15 protein-coding genes and 1 tRNA gene are annotated in these 17273 nt (G+C 51.0%); 3 read left to right on the top strand and 13 right to left on the bottom strand.

Going from position 1 to position 17273, the window contains the following annotated elements; translation table 11 throughout:
* The 13 genes from AYW79_RS02645 to AYW79_RS02585 all read right to left on the bottom strand — a co-directional run bounded on the left by AYW79_RS02645 (window position 1) and on the right by AYW79_RS02585 (window position 13808).
* Window positions 1-798 (bottom strand): MBL fold metallo-hydrolase, encoded by a 798-nt coding sequence (locus AYW79_RS02645; protein WP_067561241.1) that lies wholly within the window; start codon window positions 796-798, stop codon window positions 1-3.
* Window positions 795-1649 carry a two-component system regulatory protein YycI gene (yycI, locus tag AYW79_RS02640; RefSeq protein ID WP_067561239.1) on the bottom strand — a complete coding sequence of 285 codons (855 nt, stop codon included), beginning with the start codon at window positions 1647-1649 and terminating at the stop codon, window positions 795-797. The genes AYW79_RS02645 and yycI overlap by 4 nt, the downstream gene beginning before the upstream one ends.
* Window positions 1631-2977, bottom strand: coding sequence for a two-component system activity regulator YycH (locus AYW79_RS02635; protein ID WP_067561237.1), 1347 nt, complete (start codon window positions 2975-2977; stop codon window positions 1631-1633). Before AYW79_RS02635 ends, yycI begins: the two co-directional genes overlap by 19 nt.
* A complete protein-coding gene (locus tag AYW79_RS02630; RefSeq protein ID WP_197460884.1) occupies window positions 2964-4793 on the bottom strand; it encodes an ATP-binding protein in 1830 nt (609 codons plus the stop codon). The genes AYW79_RS02635 and AYW79_RS02630 overlap by 14 nt, the downstream gene beginning before the upstream one ends.
* A gap of 17 nt (window positions 4794-4810) precedes the next feature.
* Entirely contained in the window at window positions 4811-5506 is a 696-nt protein-coding gene (locus tag AYW79_RS02625) for a response regulator (protein WP_067561235.1), read from the bottom strand.
* 63 nt (window positions 5507-5569) lie between these two features.
* Window positions 5570-5646, bottom strand: a tRNA-Asp gene (locus AYW79_RS02620).
* Window positions 5647-5715: 69 nt separating this feature from the next.
* A complete protein-coding gene (locus tag AYW79_RS02615; RefSeq protein WP_231877723.1) occupies window positions 5716-7071 on the bottom strand; it encodes a GH1 family beta-glucosidase in 1356 nt (451 codons plus the stop codon).
* A 56-nt stretch (window positions 7072-7127) separates the two neighbouring features.
* Window positions 7128-8138: a LacI family DNA-binding transcriptional regulator gene (locus AYW79_RS02610; protein WP_067561233.1), complete on the bottom strand. Its 1011-nt coding sequence runs from the start codon at window positions 8136-8138 to the stop codon at window positions 7128-7130.
* Window positions 8139-8180: 42 nt separating this feature from the next.
* Entirely contained in the window at window positions 8181-9146 is a 966-nt protein-coding gene (locus tag AYW79_RS02605; RefSeq protein WP_067561231.1) for an ABC transporter ATP-binding protein, read from the bottom strand.
* Window positions 9139-10131: an ABC transporter ATP-binding protein gene (locus AYW79_RS02600; protein ID WP_067561229.1), complete on the bottom strand. Its 993-nt coding sequence runs from the start codon at window positions 10129-10131 to the stop codon at window positions 9139-9141. The genes AYW79_RS02605 and AYW79_RS02600 overlap by 8 nt, the downstream gene beginning before the upstream one ends.
* Complete coding sequence (locus AYW79_RS02595; protein ID WP_231877722.1) at window positions 10118-11044, bottom strand: ABC transporter permease; 927 nt, start codon at window positions 11042-11044, stop codon at window positions 10118-10120. The genes AYW79_RS02600 and AYW79_RS02595 overlap by 14 nt, the downstream gene beginning before the upstream one ends.
* A complete protein-coding gene (locus AYW79_RS02590; RefSeq protein ID WP_067561227.1) occupies window positions 11041-12030 on the bottom strand; it encodes an ABC transporter permease in 990 nt (329 codons plus the stop codon). The genes AYW79_RS02595 and AYW79_RS02590 overlap by 4 nt, the downstream gene beginning before the upstream one ends.
* 116 nt (window positions 12031-12146) lie before the next feature.
* Window positions 12147-13808 carry an ABC transporter substrate-binding protein gene (locus AYW79_RS02585; protein ID WP_067561225.1) on the bottom strand — a complete coding sequence of 554 codons (1662 nt, stop codon included), beginning with the start codon at window positions 13806-13808 and terminating at the stop codon, window positions 12147-12149.
* A gap of 322 nt (window positions 13809-14130) precedes the next feature.
* Here AYW79_RS02585 and AYW79_RS02580 point away from each other — a divergent pair, with 322 nt between their 5' ends.
* The 3 genes from AYW79_RS02580 to AYW79_RS16345 all read left to right on the top strand — a co-directional run bounded on the left by AYW79_RS02580 (window position 14131) and on the right by AYW79_RS16345 (window position 17270).
* On the top strand, window positions 14131-14715 hold the full coding sequence (locus tag AYW79_RS02580; protein WP_156481740.1) for a GNAT family N-acetyltransferase: 585 nt from the start codon (window positions 14131-14133) through the stop codon (window positions 14713-14715).
* A 75-nt stretch (window positions 14716-14790) separates the two neighbouring features.
* Window positions 14791-16866 (top strand): penicillin acylase family protein, encoded by a 2076-nt coding sequence (locus tag AYW79_RS02575; RefSeq protein WP_082806567.1) that lies wholly within the window; start codon window positions 14791-14793, stop codon window positions 16864-16866.
* Entirely contained in the window at window positions 16863-17270 is a 408-nt protein-coding gene (locus AYW79_RS16345; RefSeq protein ID WP_067561219.1) for a penicillin acylase family protein, read from the top strand. The genes AYW79_RS02575 and AYW79_RS16345 overlap by 4 nt, the downstream gene beginning before the upstream one ends.
* Window positions 17271-17273 lie beyond the last annotated feature (3 nt).

The raw sequence follows: 17273 nt of genomic DNA, 5'->3' as shown, positions 1-17273 counted from the left end.
TCATCGCGCAACGCACACAGGTGCCAGCGCGGTTGGTGCAGTCGGACTCGTCGAGCGCAGCACAATCGCCTCCGTGCGCGAGACGTCGCGCGAGAGCATCGTCGCAACCGTTTCTTTCGCGATTTCAGGACGATTGTTTTCTTGACTGAGATGCGCTAAATAGACCGTCTGTGTATCCTCCGTGACAATGTCAAGCAGGCATTCCCCAGCGGCCGCATTAGAGAGATGCCCCTTATCGCCGAGGATTCGTCGCTTTAGATGCCACGGATAGGTGCCCGTTCGCAGCATATCGATATCGTGGTTCGATTCGAGAATGAGGGTGTGCGCGCCACGCGCGACCGTGCATATCCGTTCACTCGCATAGCCAAGATCCGTGGCCAGAACCAATTTTTCTCCTTGTGCATACACACAAAACCCCAGAGGTTCTTCCGCGTCGTGAGGCAGTGCAAATGGTTCAATCACAAATTCTCCGAGTGAAAAGGGTATCCCCGCCTTGATGCTGCGCGGCTTCACCTCCTGCTTTTCCGAAAACAGGCGAGCAATGTGAGCCCATGTTCCGTCAGATGTATAAATCGGCGTATCGTATTTCCGAAGTAGCGCTGCCAACCCCTTGATGTGATCGGAGTGTTCATGCGTGACCAAAATCGCATCAAGCGTTGCCGGGTCAACCTCGATCGCTGCAAAGGCTTGCTGTAATTGGCGCAAGCCAATTCCCGCATCCAAGAGAATTCTCGTATGATCTGTTTCAACATAAATAGCATTTCCAGTACTTCCACTCGCCAATACACTACATCTCATGAAATGTTTCCCACCCCGACTTCACCCGAAAACGCGTGAACATAAAATACCTGTTTCAACGTGGCAATGCGCCAAACAGGCGCCAAAACATACCCTTGATTCGACGTAATAAAACTCACATATCCCAGACGCATGTCGATAATGCTATTATCCTCGTGATAATTCATCTTGTCCATGTACGAGACCATCGACAAAAGTGCACTGAGCGCACTCATCACCGTACGTGGCGGATACGTTTGCTGGACATCTACCATGGATTGTAGGTAATCTGTCAACGCAGTGCGATCCACCTGCGCTCTCAACAAATTCGAGAAATCAGGATAGCCTCCAAACATCTGCGCAAAAAGCAGATTATGTTGCACCTTTCCGCCCTCAACGCGAAGCAACTGGTAATCTCCCGTATTGTAGCCGTGTTTGTCAATAATACTTTTGACGCGTTTCGCCAAATCCCCTTTTAGAAAACCCTGTTCAATCCCCTGAGGCGGCTTAAACGTTACGCGAAAAAGTCCGGCGCTCATCATTTGCAGCTTTCCTCCTGTTCCCGATATCACTCCGCTCTTTAGCGTTCGAATGTGATCATGAACCCCAAAAATCGACTGAGCGAGCACAGAAACACTGGTGTGATCAGGAATCACGCGCAACTGTGACATCTGCGGATCCGTCAAAGGAACCACCGCGTGTAGCTGAACGTTGTGTTGCGCGAGATCTGCGCGAATGCTCGCGAGTTGATCGGCATATTGCTGTGCATACACTCCCACGTCCATTTGTTGATACAGCCATTGCGGGATGAGAAAAGCATTGAGGAGAAGAAAGACGACCGTGAGAATGGCTTTTACTCGACCGAAGTCCATGAAGTCATCCCCGTTCCGTGAAAGACCTGTCCATCTGTCGCTTTGACATAAATTGTTCCAGATGTAAATGTAATCTGGTACACAGGGAAAAACTCTATCGCAGCTGAACTAAAAAGCGTCGTTCCATACCCGAGTTTGATGCTGCGAATCTTGTTGAGTTCACGCGGACTGAGGCGGCTAATGAGTTGAACGCCAGAAAGAATGTGCAGCGGTTGTGTTTCCTCAAGGATGGAAGGCTCAACGAGTGCGCGCCGAAATGTCACCACCCACCCATTGTTTACGATGCACTGCATAGATCCAAACTGACCAAACACAGGAAACCCGTCTTCCGAGAGTGAAAAGATGATCTCCGTCATGTCCGGCGAGCGTTTGATGGCGGAAATTCCCTGAGATGTTTGATTGCTGAGGAAGCCACCGTGGTCATTGATAAACTGAACGGCGGTGTCGAGCGGCGAGTGCCCTGTACGAGGTATCACATTCCCCGTTTGCGGATTGCGATATGCGATTGTGGGTCCAAAACTTGCCGACGATAACCACACTGCACGCAGTCCATCGGTGTAAAGCGTTTTATGAATACTGTCGACGATCGGAATCACGGCGCTAGGGTCTGCAAAGTAGGAATCGATGACCCCGCTAATATCCTGCTGTTTGAGTGACCAGATTTCAATCGGCATGACCGAATTGGTGTAAGGAAGGCGAAGCTCTCGCCCATTGATCGGAATCTGGGCGTAAGGGACAGCGGATGCGTCCGGTTCTGTAAGCGATAGGCCGTTTAGTCGAACCCCTGACGCGCGCATATTAAATACAGCGCCTTGCTGGTCAACCACGACGAGATTCACCGTGTCACGCTTGGCGCCTGGCTTTATGTACACATTTCGAACAGACAGCGCCTGCGTCAAAGAAGGAAACAATTCCTGAATCGGGGAGCCTACCTCACCATACGTGGCGTAATCAAGTTCAAGATAACTCTCCCCCCCGCGCGCTTTTGCCGTTTTCGCTGGTGTGACGGTAACTGTAGTTGCGCCGTGCAACGCAGACAAAAGTTTTGACACAAAACTGCTTTGTACAGGATACGAATACAATTGCTGATGGCCCGTCCAAAGCCACACTTGGTGGGGCAAAAACAAACGCGTCAAGGTGCTTGGCGCCCCCAGTTTCGGGCTTGTGTAAAAACCGTTGCGCGCACTCTGAACAGGAATCGGTGAACCAAACCATATGAGAAATGTAAAGAGGATGCTCGCGAGAACCGCAAGGATTAAAAGAGGTGTCGAGATAAAGTGCCAGAAGCGGCGTGCAGGAGAGACGTTGAATCGCTTACGCATGCTCATCCTCGATCTCCCCTTCACAAACCGGAAGTCCAATCACAAAGGCTGTTCCTTCATTCCGTGCACTTGTTGCACGAATCGTTCCTCCATGCGCCTCGATGATTTCTTTTGCAATCGACAGTCCCAATCCACTTCCGCCCAACTGGCGCGCCCGCGAGAGATCGACGCGATAAAACCGCTCAAAAATGTGTGGCAACTCTCGCGGATCGATTCCCGACCCTGTGTCTGAGATGGTGAGCATTACCCACTCTTTCGACTCATCCATGCGCGCATCAACTGTGATCTTGCCTCCTGATGGCGTGTACTTCAGCGCATTAGAAATGATGTTGTCGATCGCCTGTTCAATGCGATCGCGATCAATCTGAATCCACACACCCGTGTCGCTCAACTTCGTGATGAATTGAATATTTGACTGAAACGCGAGTAGCGAGAAGCGCTCTGTCACGCGATGGAGCAATACTTCTACAGGAACAGGCTCACAGTGGAGTGCTTCGTAACCACTGTCAAAGCGCGAGAGTTGGAGCAGATCCCGTATCAACCGGGCCATGCGATCCGTCTCTCTTTCCATTACGCGAAGAAATTTATCCTCGGTCACAGGGTCTTCGCGCGCTCCTTCTAATAACGCCTCCAAATAACTCTTCAGCGACGTAATCGGCGTGCGGAGTTCGTGGGAAACGTCAGCGACAAACCGCTTGCGGGACTCTTCTAGACGCGTCTCCGCCGTGACGTCGCGAAGCACGATCAGATAACCGCCAAAGTCTTCTCGCATCTCTACCGATTCCGTGCGGCTTGACCTTCGCTGAAGCGCTGTCAGCGAAACCTCCACAAAACGTCCCAATAAATCGATAATCATCGGTTCCGTGCGATCACCGTCCACATCGAGGTGAGACGTGATAAATTCTCCCACCAATTGTTCAGGAGCCCGTCCCAAAAGCCTGCCTGCTGCAGGGTTCAGTAACAGCACCCGAAACTTTCGATCAACGGCAATCACGCCTTCACTCATGTTCGACATCACGGCTTGCAAACGTCCCTTTTCCTGCTCGGTATTGGCGATCGACTGCTGTAGCCTGCGCGTCAACATATTAAACGTCGATGCGAGTTCACCAATTTCATCATTGGAGCGAACTTGCACTGTTGAGTCAAAATTTCCTGCCGCCAATTCACGCGTGCGTTGCGTGATCGCCGAGATAGGGCCCGTGATCGTTTGCGCAATGATCACCGCCAAAAACGCAGTGAGCGCCAAAGCGAGTAGAGTGCCTGTGGCAAACAGCAACGTGATAATCGAGATGGAATGATCAACCGATTGCATCGGTGCGACAAATTCGACAGCGCCGACGATCTGACCGTGAAAGTGGAGGGGTTGAGAAAAGTAGAGTTGCCGTTGCGATGTGGATGGATCGAGCGCAATTTGCGTATCCTGTAAGCCAAGCAACGCGCTGGTCACTTCAGGGTCCACGCGTTTGAGTCCAACCAGATACGGATTGCCAGACGTCGCCAGAACATTGCCATCCTTGTCGAGAACATAGATGGTGGCATTTGAGATGTGGGCAATCGCGTGTACGAGGTCGCGACTGTAGAAACCAAGCGGCCGATTTGCGCCGAGCGTAGGTTGGAGTGTGCTCGATAAAAAGGTAGCTTCTTGAGAAATCGAACGTTCAAACGCATCCACAAAATAGTGGTGCAGCGACTGCACAAAATAGGCGCCAATCAACTGCATGGCAAAAAGAATCAAAAGCAGATACACGACGAGCAATTTCCAGCGCACGCTTGAAAAAAATGGGAAACGGCGCACGGCAGGCTTGGCGGTCTCATTTTGCATCACAAGCCTGCGTCGCATCATGGCTTACGAAAGAAATAGCCTGTCCCGCGTCGCGTGAGAAGATAGACTGGATTGCTTGGATCGAGCTCCAATTTCTCACGCATGCGGCGAACGGTCACATCGACGGTTCGCTCATCCCCGAGATAGTCATACCCCCAAACATCCTGAAGCAATTGCGTTCGGCTAAACACGACACCTGGGTGCCTGACGAGAAATAACAATAGCTCAAATTCGCGATGCGTCAGTGGAATCTCCACGCCGTCGCGAAACACTTGAATGAGATTCATATCAATGCGCAAATCGCCGTGGACGATATGCTCGCGCTGCGTCAAAACCGAACTCTCGTCAGGTTGCGCTGTTCTACGCAAGTTCGCTTTGACACGCGCCATCAATTCGCGTGAACTAAAAGGCTTCGTCACATAATCATCCGCGCCAAGCTCGAGCCCCAATACTTTATCCACTTCGGAGTCCCTCGCTGTCAACATGATGACCGGAACTTGTGAAAACTGGCGTATCTCTTTGCAAACCTCGTAGCCGTCTTTTTTCGGGAGCATCACATCGAGGAGTACGAGATCCATCGACTGTTCGCGCGCCACGCGAAGGGCCTCTTCTCCATCGGCTGCCGTAATCACTTGATACCCAGCCTTTTCAAGATGAAACTGGAGAATATCTGAAATCGCTTCTTCGTCTTCAACGACCAGAATGTGATACACGCGGTCACCTCCAGAACATAAAATAATGCGGCGATCGCGCCGAAGAACGCAATCACCGCACTATGGCGGAGCTGACGGGATTCGAACCCGCGATCTCCTGCGTGACAGGCAGGCATGTTAGGCCACTACACCACAGCTCCAAGTAACTTCATGATTATACATCCCCTTCAAAGAGAAAGCAAATCATTCCGCTACCTCGGCGACACAGGCTAATGGTCGAACGAGCGAAGCAACTCAGCGTACCAAAATGCGCTGTCTTTGGGAATTCTGGTCTGTGTCGCCCAATCGACATACACAAGACCAAACGTTTTCGTGTATCCGTAACCCCACTCAAAATTATCCATAAACGTCCATGCGTAATAGCCAAGCAGCGGAACACCCTGAAGAAGTGCATCGCTGAGCGCCGCAAAATGTTCGCTCAAATAGTTGATTCGCGAAATGTCATGAACGCGATCCCCTTCAAGACGATCGATCTGCGCACAGCCATTCTCCGTGATATAGAGCGGCACCTTTCCGTACGTTTGATGCAAATCAATCAATAAATCACGCAATCCCTGACCCAGAATGGGCCAATCCATGTCGGTCACGCGATCGTGAGGTGTGACATTGCGCGTTTTGGCGTGCGCGCTGTTCTCATCATGCGCCACTACGCTATAGGAGTAATAGTTAATCCCCAAGAAATCGATCGGCTGTGCAATCACTTCAAGATCGCCTTCTTGTATTGCAGCAGGCATCTTCCCAAAGACCTCACCAAACAAACTCGAATAGCTTCCCTTAAGAATGGGATCGAGAAACCAACCGTTGTGAAAGACACCGATTCGCTCGGCCGCCAAAATGTCCTCCGCGCGTTCTGTTTCAGGATATACTTGGTTTAGATTGAGTGTAATACCGATCTCCCCTGCAAAGCCCGCCGCTCGATATGCCTGCACAGCGAGTCCGTGGGAGAGCATCAGATGGTGCGCAACATCGAGCATTTGCGCGTGGTTGCGAATTCCGGGCGCGTGAATGCCAATCCCGTGACCGAGATACGCGGTGCACCACGGCTCATTGTGGGTGATGAACCTTCGCACGCGATGTCCAAAAAACGCGAAGACCGCTTTTGCATAACGCGCAAACGCATAGGCAGTCTCCCGATTGGCCCACCCACCCCGCGCCTGTAGCGCCGAAGGCAAATCCCAGTGGTAAAGTGTCACCATCGGTTCGATGCCGTACTCGTCCAGCGCATCCAAAAGTCTCGTGTAAAAAGTCAGTCCTGCCTGGTTCAACTCACCGTCCCCGTCCGGGTACAAGCGCGACCACGCAAGCGAGAAACGATAATGCTTAATCCCCATCGATTGCATCAACGCAAAATCTTCGCGATAGCGATGGTAGTGATCACACGCAACCGCTCCGTCAGAACCATCCGCAATCACGCCTGGCATCGCGCAAAAGTCGTCCCAGATCGTCGAACCGCGACCATCCTTGTTAACCCCACCTTCAATCTGATAGGAAGACGATGCGACCCCCCACACAAAATCCTTTGGAAAATTCACCTTCATCATGTCATCCCAAAGCGTAATTCCCAAGGACAATCCCCCATTCCGTATCTATTAAATCGCACAACTTGCATCGCACCGGCACATCACATGTTCCTTGTGCTATTGCGTACGATAAACTCGGTTGGCAATACATAGTGCATCGGAAATGCATCGCTTCCACCCTCAATCAAATCCACCATCATTTGTGCAGCGCGTTTTCCAAGCCCATTTACATCTTGGCGAATTGTCGTCAACGGAGGATAGACATAACTCGCTGCCGCTATGTCGTCAAATCCGACCAAGCTCACATCATCTGGAATCGAGATGCCTGATCGAAAAAACTCCTGCATGATCCCGATCGCAGTAATATCCGCCGCACAAAGAACAACGTCCGGCATCGAGGCGCATGCGAGAAGCGCCTTAGCAGATGCGACCCCACCTTCGAGTGAGAAAGACCCGTCTACAACCCATGCACGCTCCACCGCACGCCCCATCGCCGCCATCCCACTGTAAAACCCTTGCAATCGTTCCACCGCGACAGGCAAATCAAGCGGCCCGTGAGCAAATGCAATCCTCTGGTATCCCCCCCGCACAAGCCGCTCCACTGCGTCATGCACGGCGCGTCGATTCTCCGAGGTCACGGAGCCACAGCGTGGCCCTGTAACAAAATGATCAATGCCTACCAGAGGAACATTTGACTCAGCCAGCTGTTTAATCGTCTCATCTGTTTTCCCCAGCAGAACAACGCCATCAACCTCTCGATGTTTCACCCGTTCAAACAGGCTGAAACTATCAAAAGGAGCTGTCGAATTGCCAAGGATCATCAAGTCATAGCCCAGTTTCCCAATCTCATCTTTAAAGATATCGAGCATCGTCCCGATAAACGGCTGTTGAAATCCAATCCCGTCACGGGTTGGATAATACACGCCAATGATGTTCGATTTATTCATAACCAAACTGCGGGCAGACGCTTTTGGATAATAGCGCATCTCTTCCACAACGCGCAGAATGCGCGCCTTTGTATCCGCATTAATGTCTGGGTAGTCATTCAGTGCACGCGAAACCGCTGTAATCGATACACCGGCTCTTTCTGCCACATCCCGAATGGAAGGCATAGAATGGCTTCCTCCTTCCTACACATCATCCTCAAACACACGTCACGTTGACACAAGATGACAGGCGACAGCGTGTGAATCAGTAATCTCTTCAAGCTTCGGTTCTTCTTGCTCACACTGTGCCGTGACATGCGGACACCGCGAAGCAAACGGACAGCCTTTGCGCGACTCCGCCAAATTCGGAGGCAGATTGCTCGTTTCCGGCAATGCCTGCTTCTCTTCGTGACCAGGAGTCGCCGCAAGCAGCAGTTGCGTGTAGGGATGGAGCGGTCTGCGCAACAATTCACGCGAATCAGCACTCTCCATAATTTTACCGCCATACATTACCATAATGCGATCCCCAAAGTAACGCGCAGACGCAAGATCATGAGTAATATAGAGAAATGCCAGCCGATACTGCTCCTTCAACTCATTCATAAGTCGCAGGATACCCGCGCGAATGGATACATCCAGCATCGAAATGGGTTCGTCCGCCACGAGAAAGCGCGGACCCACCGCGAGAGCGCGCGCAATCGCGACACGCTGGCGTTGGCCTCCGGATAACTCGTGCGGGTACTTGATCCGCGTTTCCGCGACAGGAGTCAATCCCACCTGCTCAAGCAAGCTGGTGATTCGCTCATCAAGCGCCTGCCCACGCAACTGCTGATGCTTTTGCAGCGGAAACTGAAGGTGTTGCTCGATCGTTCGCACAGGATTCAGTGAACCAAACGGGTCCTGAAAGATCATTTGAACACTCGTGCGATAATCGATCAGTTTCCTCCCCCGCACATGCCCTACTTCTTTTTGATCAAAAAGAATCGAGCCGCTCGTCGGTTCAAGAATGCGCATCATGGCTTTCCCAATTGTCGTTTTTCCGCTTCCCGACTCACCAACCAACGCGAGAACCTCACCCTCGCGTATGAAAAATGACACCCGATCAACCGGGCGGATAAACGTTTTCTGACCGTTTGCCTTTATGGGAAAACGCACGACAAGCTCATCTACACGTAAAAGTGGATCATCAGACATGTTGGGGAACCTCCCGACCCTGGAACAAGTGGCACGCAATTTCCGCCTGTCCCGTCTTTTGCAGCCGCGGTTCCTCCACGGCACAGCGCTCTGTCGCGTGTGCGCAGCGCGGATGAAACGCACATCCACTCGGGAGTTCCACGAGATTCGGCGGATTGCCGGGAATTCCCTCAATCACAACATCATCCGCCGTCAAACGCGGAATCGCCCGTAACAAGCCCTCTGTATACGGGTGATGCTCACCGGCGACGCGGAGTCGGCGACTGCCCGCCAACTCAACCACGCGCCCCGCGTACATGATTGCCACGCGTGAAGCGAGTTCGGAGACGAGACTGAAATCATGGCTGATGAAGAGAATGGCGAACTTTACCTCGCGTTGAATCTCCTGAATCTGATCCAGAATCGAGCGCTGCACCACCACGTCGAGCGCAGTCGTCGGCTCATCCATGATCACAAGCGACGGCTTGAGACAAATCGCAATCGCGATAACGACACGCTGTTTCATCCCACCCGAGAGTTGATGCGGATAGCTTTTGAGATGCTTGCGATCAATGCGCACAAGGTCGAGAAGCTCTTCCGCGCGCTTGCGAATCTCCGCAGACGACGCATTTTTCTGATGACTGCGGATCGTATCTGCAATCTGCTGTTCGACGGTCATCACTGGATTGAGCGCGCTCATCGCACTTTGAAACACCATTGCCATCTCAGCCCAGCGAAACGCCCGTAACTCCTGCTTGGATAAACCGTAAACATCTTTACCGTTGATTTTGATGCTTCCGCCTGTAACATACGCCACACCTTTTAATAACCGCATGATCGCGTACGCCATGGTCGATTTCCCAGAACCTGATTCCCCGACCAGCCCGACGATCTCCTCTTCATAGATCGCGAGCGAAACGTCGTTAACTGCCTGGACGGGGCCGCGCGGTGAGTCATACGCAACAGAGAGATGCTCGATTTCGAGGACAGGTTTACGCTCTGTCACGTTGGCTCCCCCTTCGCTTCGCCACGTTGAGTCGCGGATTCGTGATCTGATCCATTGCAAAATTCATCAAGGCAAAGCTCATGCCAACAAGCGCAATCGCGAGACCTGGCGGCACAAACCAGTACCAGGCGCCGGTTAACATTGCGTCACCGTTAAACGCCCAGTAGAGAATCGTTCCCCAACTGTTAGAATTCAGGTTTTCAAGCCCGAGATAGGCGAGTCCCGCCTCGGCGAGAATGGCACCGAGACACGAGTACATAAAGCTGGATGCGGCAATTGAGTACATGTTAGGGAGAATTTCGGTAAACATGATTCGCCAATCAGACTGACCAGAGAGCTTCGCGGCGACCACAAAGTCGCGACCCACCAAAGACATCGTCTGCGCTCGAAAGACGCGCGCGCCCCACGCCCACCCGGTAAGCCCGATGATTAGTCCGTTGATAAGCGGTGTCGTGTTACGAATGTAGGATTCAATAACGATAAGCAGCGCCAATGCGGGCAACACGAGGAAAATGTTCGATAGGACGTTTAAGATCGCATCAATAACGCCGCCCTTATAGCCGCCATACATGCCGATGGTGAGACCTAGAATCAATTGAATGGTCCCTCCGCCAAACCCGACCAAGAGTGTCGTTTGCGTCCCCCACACAAACTGTGAAAAAAGATCCTGACCCGTGTTGGTCGTGCCGAACCAGTGCGCTGCGCTCGGTCCCTGCGACGGCAGAAATTCCGTGGCTTGTGGATTGTAGCGAGCAATCCACGGAGCAAATACGGCGATAAAGACAAAGATCCCGAGAATGCTCATGCCCGCAATCGCGCGCGGATTGCGAACAAAGGCGCGCAAATTCCTCCATCGTTTCTTTTTAACCACGGCAGGCGGCTGTGATTTAGGCAGTGTAGCTTCCGCGATCACGACGATGCACCCCCTGTGCGCACGCGTGGATCAAGCCTCGCATAGACCATGTCGACGATAAAGTTCGCGATCAAAACGCACAGCGCGATGATGAGAAACATGCCTTGAATCAGCGGATAATCTTCATTGGATACTGCCGTGTTGAGTTGAAAGCCGATACCGGGGTACGAAAAAACCTGCTCCATGAGAATCGAGCCGCCGACAATCGAACTGAGCGCAATCGCCAAACCCGTCACCTGAGGGAGCAATGCGTTTCGCGCCGCGTACGAAAACATCAAACGCCGCGCAGAGACTCCTTTCGCTTCTGCAAAGACAACGTAGTCTTCGCCGAGCGTGTTGATCATGTTGTTGCGCATTCCGATAATCCAGCCGCTGACGCCACTGATAAAAATCGTGGCGACAGGGAGAACGCCGTGCCGTAAAACGCTAGAAAGAAATGGCCAATTAAAACCTGGTGTCTGATTCGTTCCATAACTGTGGTACATCGGAAACCAATTCAACGTAAACCCGAAAACGAAAAGCAACATAAAGGCACTCCAGTTATAGGGAATCGCTTGAAAAAACATCGTGGCGATTGGAAGGGTGCGATCGAGCATTCCACCGCGTCGCCAAGCGATCAGAATTCCACCAAAAGAACCCACAATCACCGAGAGCAGCGTCGCAAATCCCACTGCACCGATCGTCCAAGGTAAACTGGTGGCGATTACCGTCGCAACAGGTACAGGATAATACGTAAAGGATAGGCCAAAATGCCCTGTGATCATATTACCAAGATATTGGAAGTATTGAATTGGCCACGGTTGATTGCTGAATCCAAACTGCAACTCAAGTGCGTGCAGTTCCTGCGGAAGCATGCGTCCCTGAAACTTGGCAAACATGATCTCCGCCGGGTTGCCGGGCATGAGCCGCGGCAGGACAAAGTTGAGTGTGACGGCTGCCCAGAGTGAGATGAGCAGGAACCCTAAGCGATTAAAAAAATAACGCATTGCATTTCCCCCTTACACAAAGACTCTCAAATAGGCGCCCGGAAGATCCATCGAACTTCGATGCATCTTCCGGAACAAGTCACGCTTTTCCCAACGTGTCAATAGGTGAATCAACCTTAGTTGACAGGTTTCAAGTGGGTCAAGACAATGCCTACTGAAATTGGAGTAAAGGGCGCTGGGTTCACATACGGATTGCTCGCCGTTGGCCACCCTGTATAGTTCGTGTCGTTATACTCATTCCATGTAGCACCAAACACGAGTGGAATGCTCGGAAGCTGCTCTGCCATGTACTTTTCAAGCGTATTGATCGCCTGGTGTTGAACCGCTGACGATGAGGTTTGAGAGAACATCTGGAGCGCGTGATCGACCGTCGCATTGCGCAACTGTTCGACGTTGAAGGATCCCTTACTGTTTAACATGTTCTGATACAGGAAGTAAGGGGACGGTCCCGTATTCGTCCAGGAAATGGCCAGTTGATAGTTTTTCTTGGCACTGTTGATGTTGCTGAAGTATGCTCCAAACTGCTCCTCTTGTACGTTCACCTTGATGCCAATTTTCCCGAGTTGGTTGGCTATGAGGGAAGCATCCGTATCCCAGTCGGTCCAACCAGAGACAACTTGTAGCGTAAAGGAGAGCGGTTTCCCGTTTTTGGAAAAAATGCCTTGCGCATTTTTCTTAAATCCGGCCTTTTCAAGAATTTGTATCGCTTTGGCCGGGTTGTATGAGAAGGCGAGATCCTGCTTCGGAAGAGCGTGATCCACCCACGCCTTATTGTTCGGAAGCACGAGTCCCGTGGGGCTCGCTGGCGGCTCATAACCGTACTCCCCTTGCAAATAGAGTTGATTGCGGTTGATCGCAAGACTCATGGCCTGACGCACAGGGAGTTGGCTCAACAGTGGATCTTGCAGATTCGTATAGAGCATGACAACGTTTGACGGCGGAAACCAGTACTTATTGTGCGGATTCTTTGACGCATAGATCGACTGAATGCTCGGAATAAAAATCCCTGCCCACGCGATTTGCCCGGTTGCGAGCGCCAAGTCTGCACTCTGGTTACCAGAATACGCAGGAAAGTCGAGATTGCGGACGACCGGAGGACCGCCCCAATATTGAAGATTAGAGTAGAATTTATAATCTTGAGCGTTAAAAGAGGACAGAATGTAAGGTCCAGTACCCATCGGTTGCATCGCGCCGACCTTTGTCGGGTCGCCAAGTTTCGCCCAGACGCGTTGCGGTACAATGAATTGCTCTAGAACGTAAGAGGCAAATGGAACATTCGCCTGTTTGAACTGAAAGACCACTTCGTGAGGACCTCTCGCCTGCACCGAGGAAAGCTGTGACCACACACCGTTCGCGTCTGCCGCAGGATACTTTTTCAGCAGATCAAATGTAAAAACAACGTCACTCGACGTGAATGCGGTTCCATTCGACCACTTCGCATTGCGTAAATGTACGATTAACGTTTTGTTCGCGTTCGTCCACGAATACGACATGCCCATGAGCGGATAGGTTTTTCCACTGATGTTGTCAAAATAGAAAAGCGGTTGGTAAATCAGTCCGATCGTTCCGTAATTCGCAGCAGGTGAGAATGGGTTGAAATCATTTTGAAAATCCCCGTTTGGTCCCGGAACAATGGTAAGCGGTGTCGTGTTTGCGCTTGCGTGTTTCGCTGCATGCTGGCCGAGTCGCGCGACAGCGTGCGACGGTTGCGTGAAACCAGCGAGCGTCCCGACGAGAACCGCTGCGCTGACAAGTCCTATTTTTTTACGATGTTTCATTCTTTGACCCCCCTTGTGAATTGACAATCGACCGAAAAGGATTTCGGTTCCACCAACGTTTCTACCTCTATATTTTAGGAATCGTGAACAAACCTAACACTATCCCGTGAAAATATAGAAGTTTCCTATGCGATCATCATAAAGTAATCGCTTACATGTTTCAATAGATTGAACAAAAAACTTTTTTCATCTATTTAACGTTCCGAAAACATTTTCGGAAATGTGACAGCTATGTTTCATCTGTGAATTCTAGTATGATGGGTACGCAAGCTCTTCTTATCCACTCATTAACCTTATAGAGAATTTCAAAAGGAAGATGAACATGCTTAACCTACCCGAATTAACCGGACGCCAAGTGACGCTCATCCCACTCCGTGAAGAACACATAGATGAACTTTTTCTCACATGCCAAGATGAACAAATTTGGACTTATCTCCCTTCGTCTGTTCACACAAAGGAAGACATGGCCGAAATTGTAGAACGTGCGTTGATTGACAAACGCGAGGGCATTGATTTTCCCTACGCGATACGGGAGCATGCCACAAATCAACTGATCGGTAGTACGCGTTATTTGGACTACTCCGCAGCAAATCGTCACGTCGAGATCGGCTGGACATGGCTCGCTCCGCGCGTTTGGCGCACCGCGATTAATACAGAGTGTAAATACCTCCTCCTCAGACACGGTTTTGAGACATTAGGGATGGTTCGGGTCCAACTGAAAACGGACGCGCGCAATGTGCGCTCTCAGCAGGCGATTGCGCGAATTGGCGCAACAAAAGAGGGCATTCTTCGCAAGCATCGCATCTTACACGACGGATATATACGGGACACCGTTTATTACAGCATCATTGATGAGGAGTGGCCTGATCGAAAACGCCACCTTGAGGCAATGATGAGTGCATATTGACAATAACCATTCAAGAAACGTGTTGGATTGCACCCCGTGTGATGCGATCCGCACCATGGAGGTGCGCTACTTTTGATGAAATGGCGTAAAACTCTTAATCTTACCCTTTCTTCTCTCTTTAGCTTAGCCATTCTTGATGTTAGCGCAACAGGAATGGGGTCATTGCCTCCTCTAGGCACTTTATTAAACCCCTCCACCGGTGTTTTTACCATAGTTGCCGGCGCCTTACTGCCTCGAAATCGCTCCATTGCTCTTGCCGGCTTACAGCAACCCGCACAAATCTCGTTTACCGCAAACGGAAGCGCATACATCGATGCGAAAACGAACGCGGATCTTTTTTTTGCAATGGGCTACCTTCAGGCTACATTTCGACTCTTTCAAATGGATCTGATGAGACGGCAAGGTGAGGGGTTACTCTCTCAAGTTGTTGGGCAAGACACACTTCCTTCCGATCAATTTGAAGACACGTTAGGAATCAGTCGTACAGCCGTCAAAGAATGGCTCACGACGCCGGCTTCCAGTACTGCGCATCAAGCGTTGACCGCATTCTCTAAAGGTGTCAATGCACGAATATCATTTGACGAGAAGACACATCAACTTCCCACGATGTTCAAACTGCTCAATTACACACCTGCGCCGTGGACGCCCGTTGACTCCTTGGTCATTCAGGGAGATATGACTCAAACACTCGATTTTTCGACAACGCCGATCGATTATGCGATCCTTGTTCACGCATTAGGATACAAACGCGCGATGGATTGGTTTCCTGTTATCGCAAAAACAGTGCAACACCCATACGATCCAGGTCCCTACACGCACGCCGCCGCCGTTCCCATATCCTTTGAGCAGTCTGTCACAGTGGGCGAGGCGCACGCCGCAAACGTTTTGGCGCATGAATTCGAACAATTACCAAAAGGGCTTATTCACACTTACTCAAACAGCAACAATTGGGCAGTCTCGGGATTCCGTACAGCTTCCGGAAAGCCACTCATGGCGGGCGATCCTCACCTCAATCTGACACTCCCCTCCATTTGGTACCAAGTTAGCGGGTCATCACCAAGTTTTCATTTTAGCGGGGTGAGTGTTCCCGGCCTTCCAATCATTCTCATTGGTCACAATCGCTCCATAAGCTGGAGCCTGACCGATGTACAGAATCAATCAACATTTTTTTACCACGAGTACACCAATCCAAAGTATCCTGGCCAATATCTTTATAAAAATCGATACATTCCATTTCAGCGCGTGCGCTATCAAATACCCGTCAAAGGAAAAGCACCCGTATCGCTCATCGTGCAAATTGCAAAACAAGGGCCTGTGCTTACACAATCCGGAATGACTCTAGCTGTCGATTGGATGGGTAATCTCCCAAGCCCTGATCTTCAAAGTATGCTTGATGTGGTGCGCGCCAAAAATTTTCCCGATTTCCAATCCGCCTTGCGCAACTGGCATGCCCCCACCCAAAATTTCGTCTATGCAGACCGTGCCGGAAACATCGGCATGATTTCTGCCGGATACTATCCAATTGTAAACACTCCAGATCCTTGGCTACCCCTCCCTGGGAACGGAACTGCAAAGATTGTTGGAACAATTCCTTATCAAGATATCCCCCACGTTTACAACCCGCCAAGCGGAATCGTCTTTTCAGCCAATCAACGCGTCGTCAGTGCAAACTATCCCTACTATATCGGTACGTCCGCCGATTTTTTCTCGAATGGGTATCGGGCAGACGAAATCTATAAAACACTACATAACGCGAAGCATCTCACCGTCAAAGACATGGAAACCCTCCAAAATGACACGAGAGACATTCTGGCAGAACAGATTGTACCGATTCTGCTTCATACCCTAAACGGAACCAATCTCCCGTCACAACCTGCTCAAGCGCGAATGATCTTGTCGCGCTGGAATGATCACATGAGTGTGAACTCCGCGGCCGCAACACTCTGGTGGACATTTTGGACAGATTATCTGAAAAACACGTTTTCCCCTTGGTGGAAAGTGGATCACGTCAACGTGAATGCCGATGCCAATCTGGCGATAACTCCCGGGAATGCTCCATTAGACGAGGATCTGCAATTCTGGACGATGAACCAACCAACGCAGCGTTCTCACCTCCGGGAAGTACGAAAAGGGATTCCGCACAGGTTATGAAAATCTCGTTTTTACAAGCGGTCTCCACACTCCACAGCCACTTGGCAGGACCCGTTTCTTCTTGGACGTGGGGTCGCATACATTTTCGCGCAGTCCCCTCGTTAACACAGGTAGCCTCATTAGGCTATGGGCCACGCCCCGGTAGCGGCGACAGCTGGACCGTTGACGCAGCTGATGGATTTCCAAATGCAACAGCTGGCCCGAGTTGGCGATTCGTGATGAATCTGGCGAGTGACCAAGGATATGGTATTTATCCCGGTGGACAGAGTGAAAATCCACTCTCTCCTTGGTATGAAAACTTCCTTCCTCCGTGGTGGAATGGATTGTATGAACCTATGCTTTCACGAAACCAAGTCATCCATTCTCCTGCGACAATGACGTGGAAGTTGATACCCACAACCTGATTT

Origin of the sequence: Ferroacidibacillus organovorans, assembly GCF_001642725.1 — a bacterium.
Taxonomy (GTDB): Bacteria; Bacillota; Bacilli; order Alicyclobacillales; family SLC66; genus Ferroacidibacillus; species Ferroacidibacillus organovorans.
Note: the sequence above shows the minus strand (reverse complement) of the source record. Positions and strands in the feature narration are given on the sequence as shown.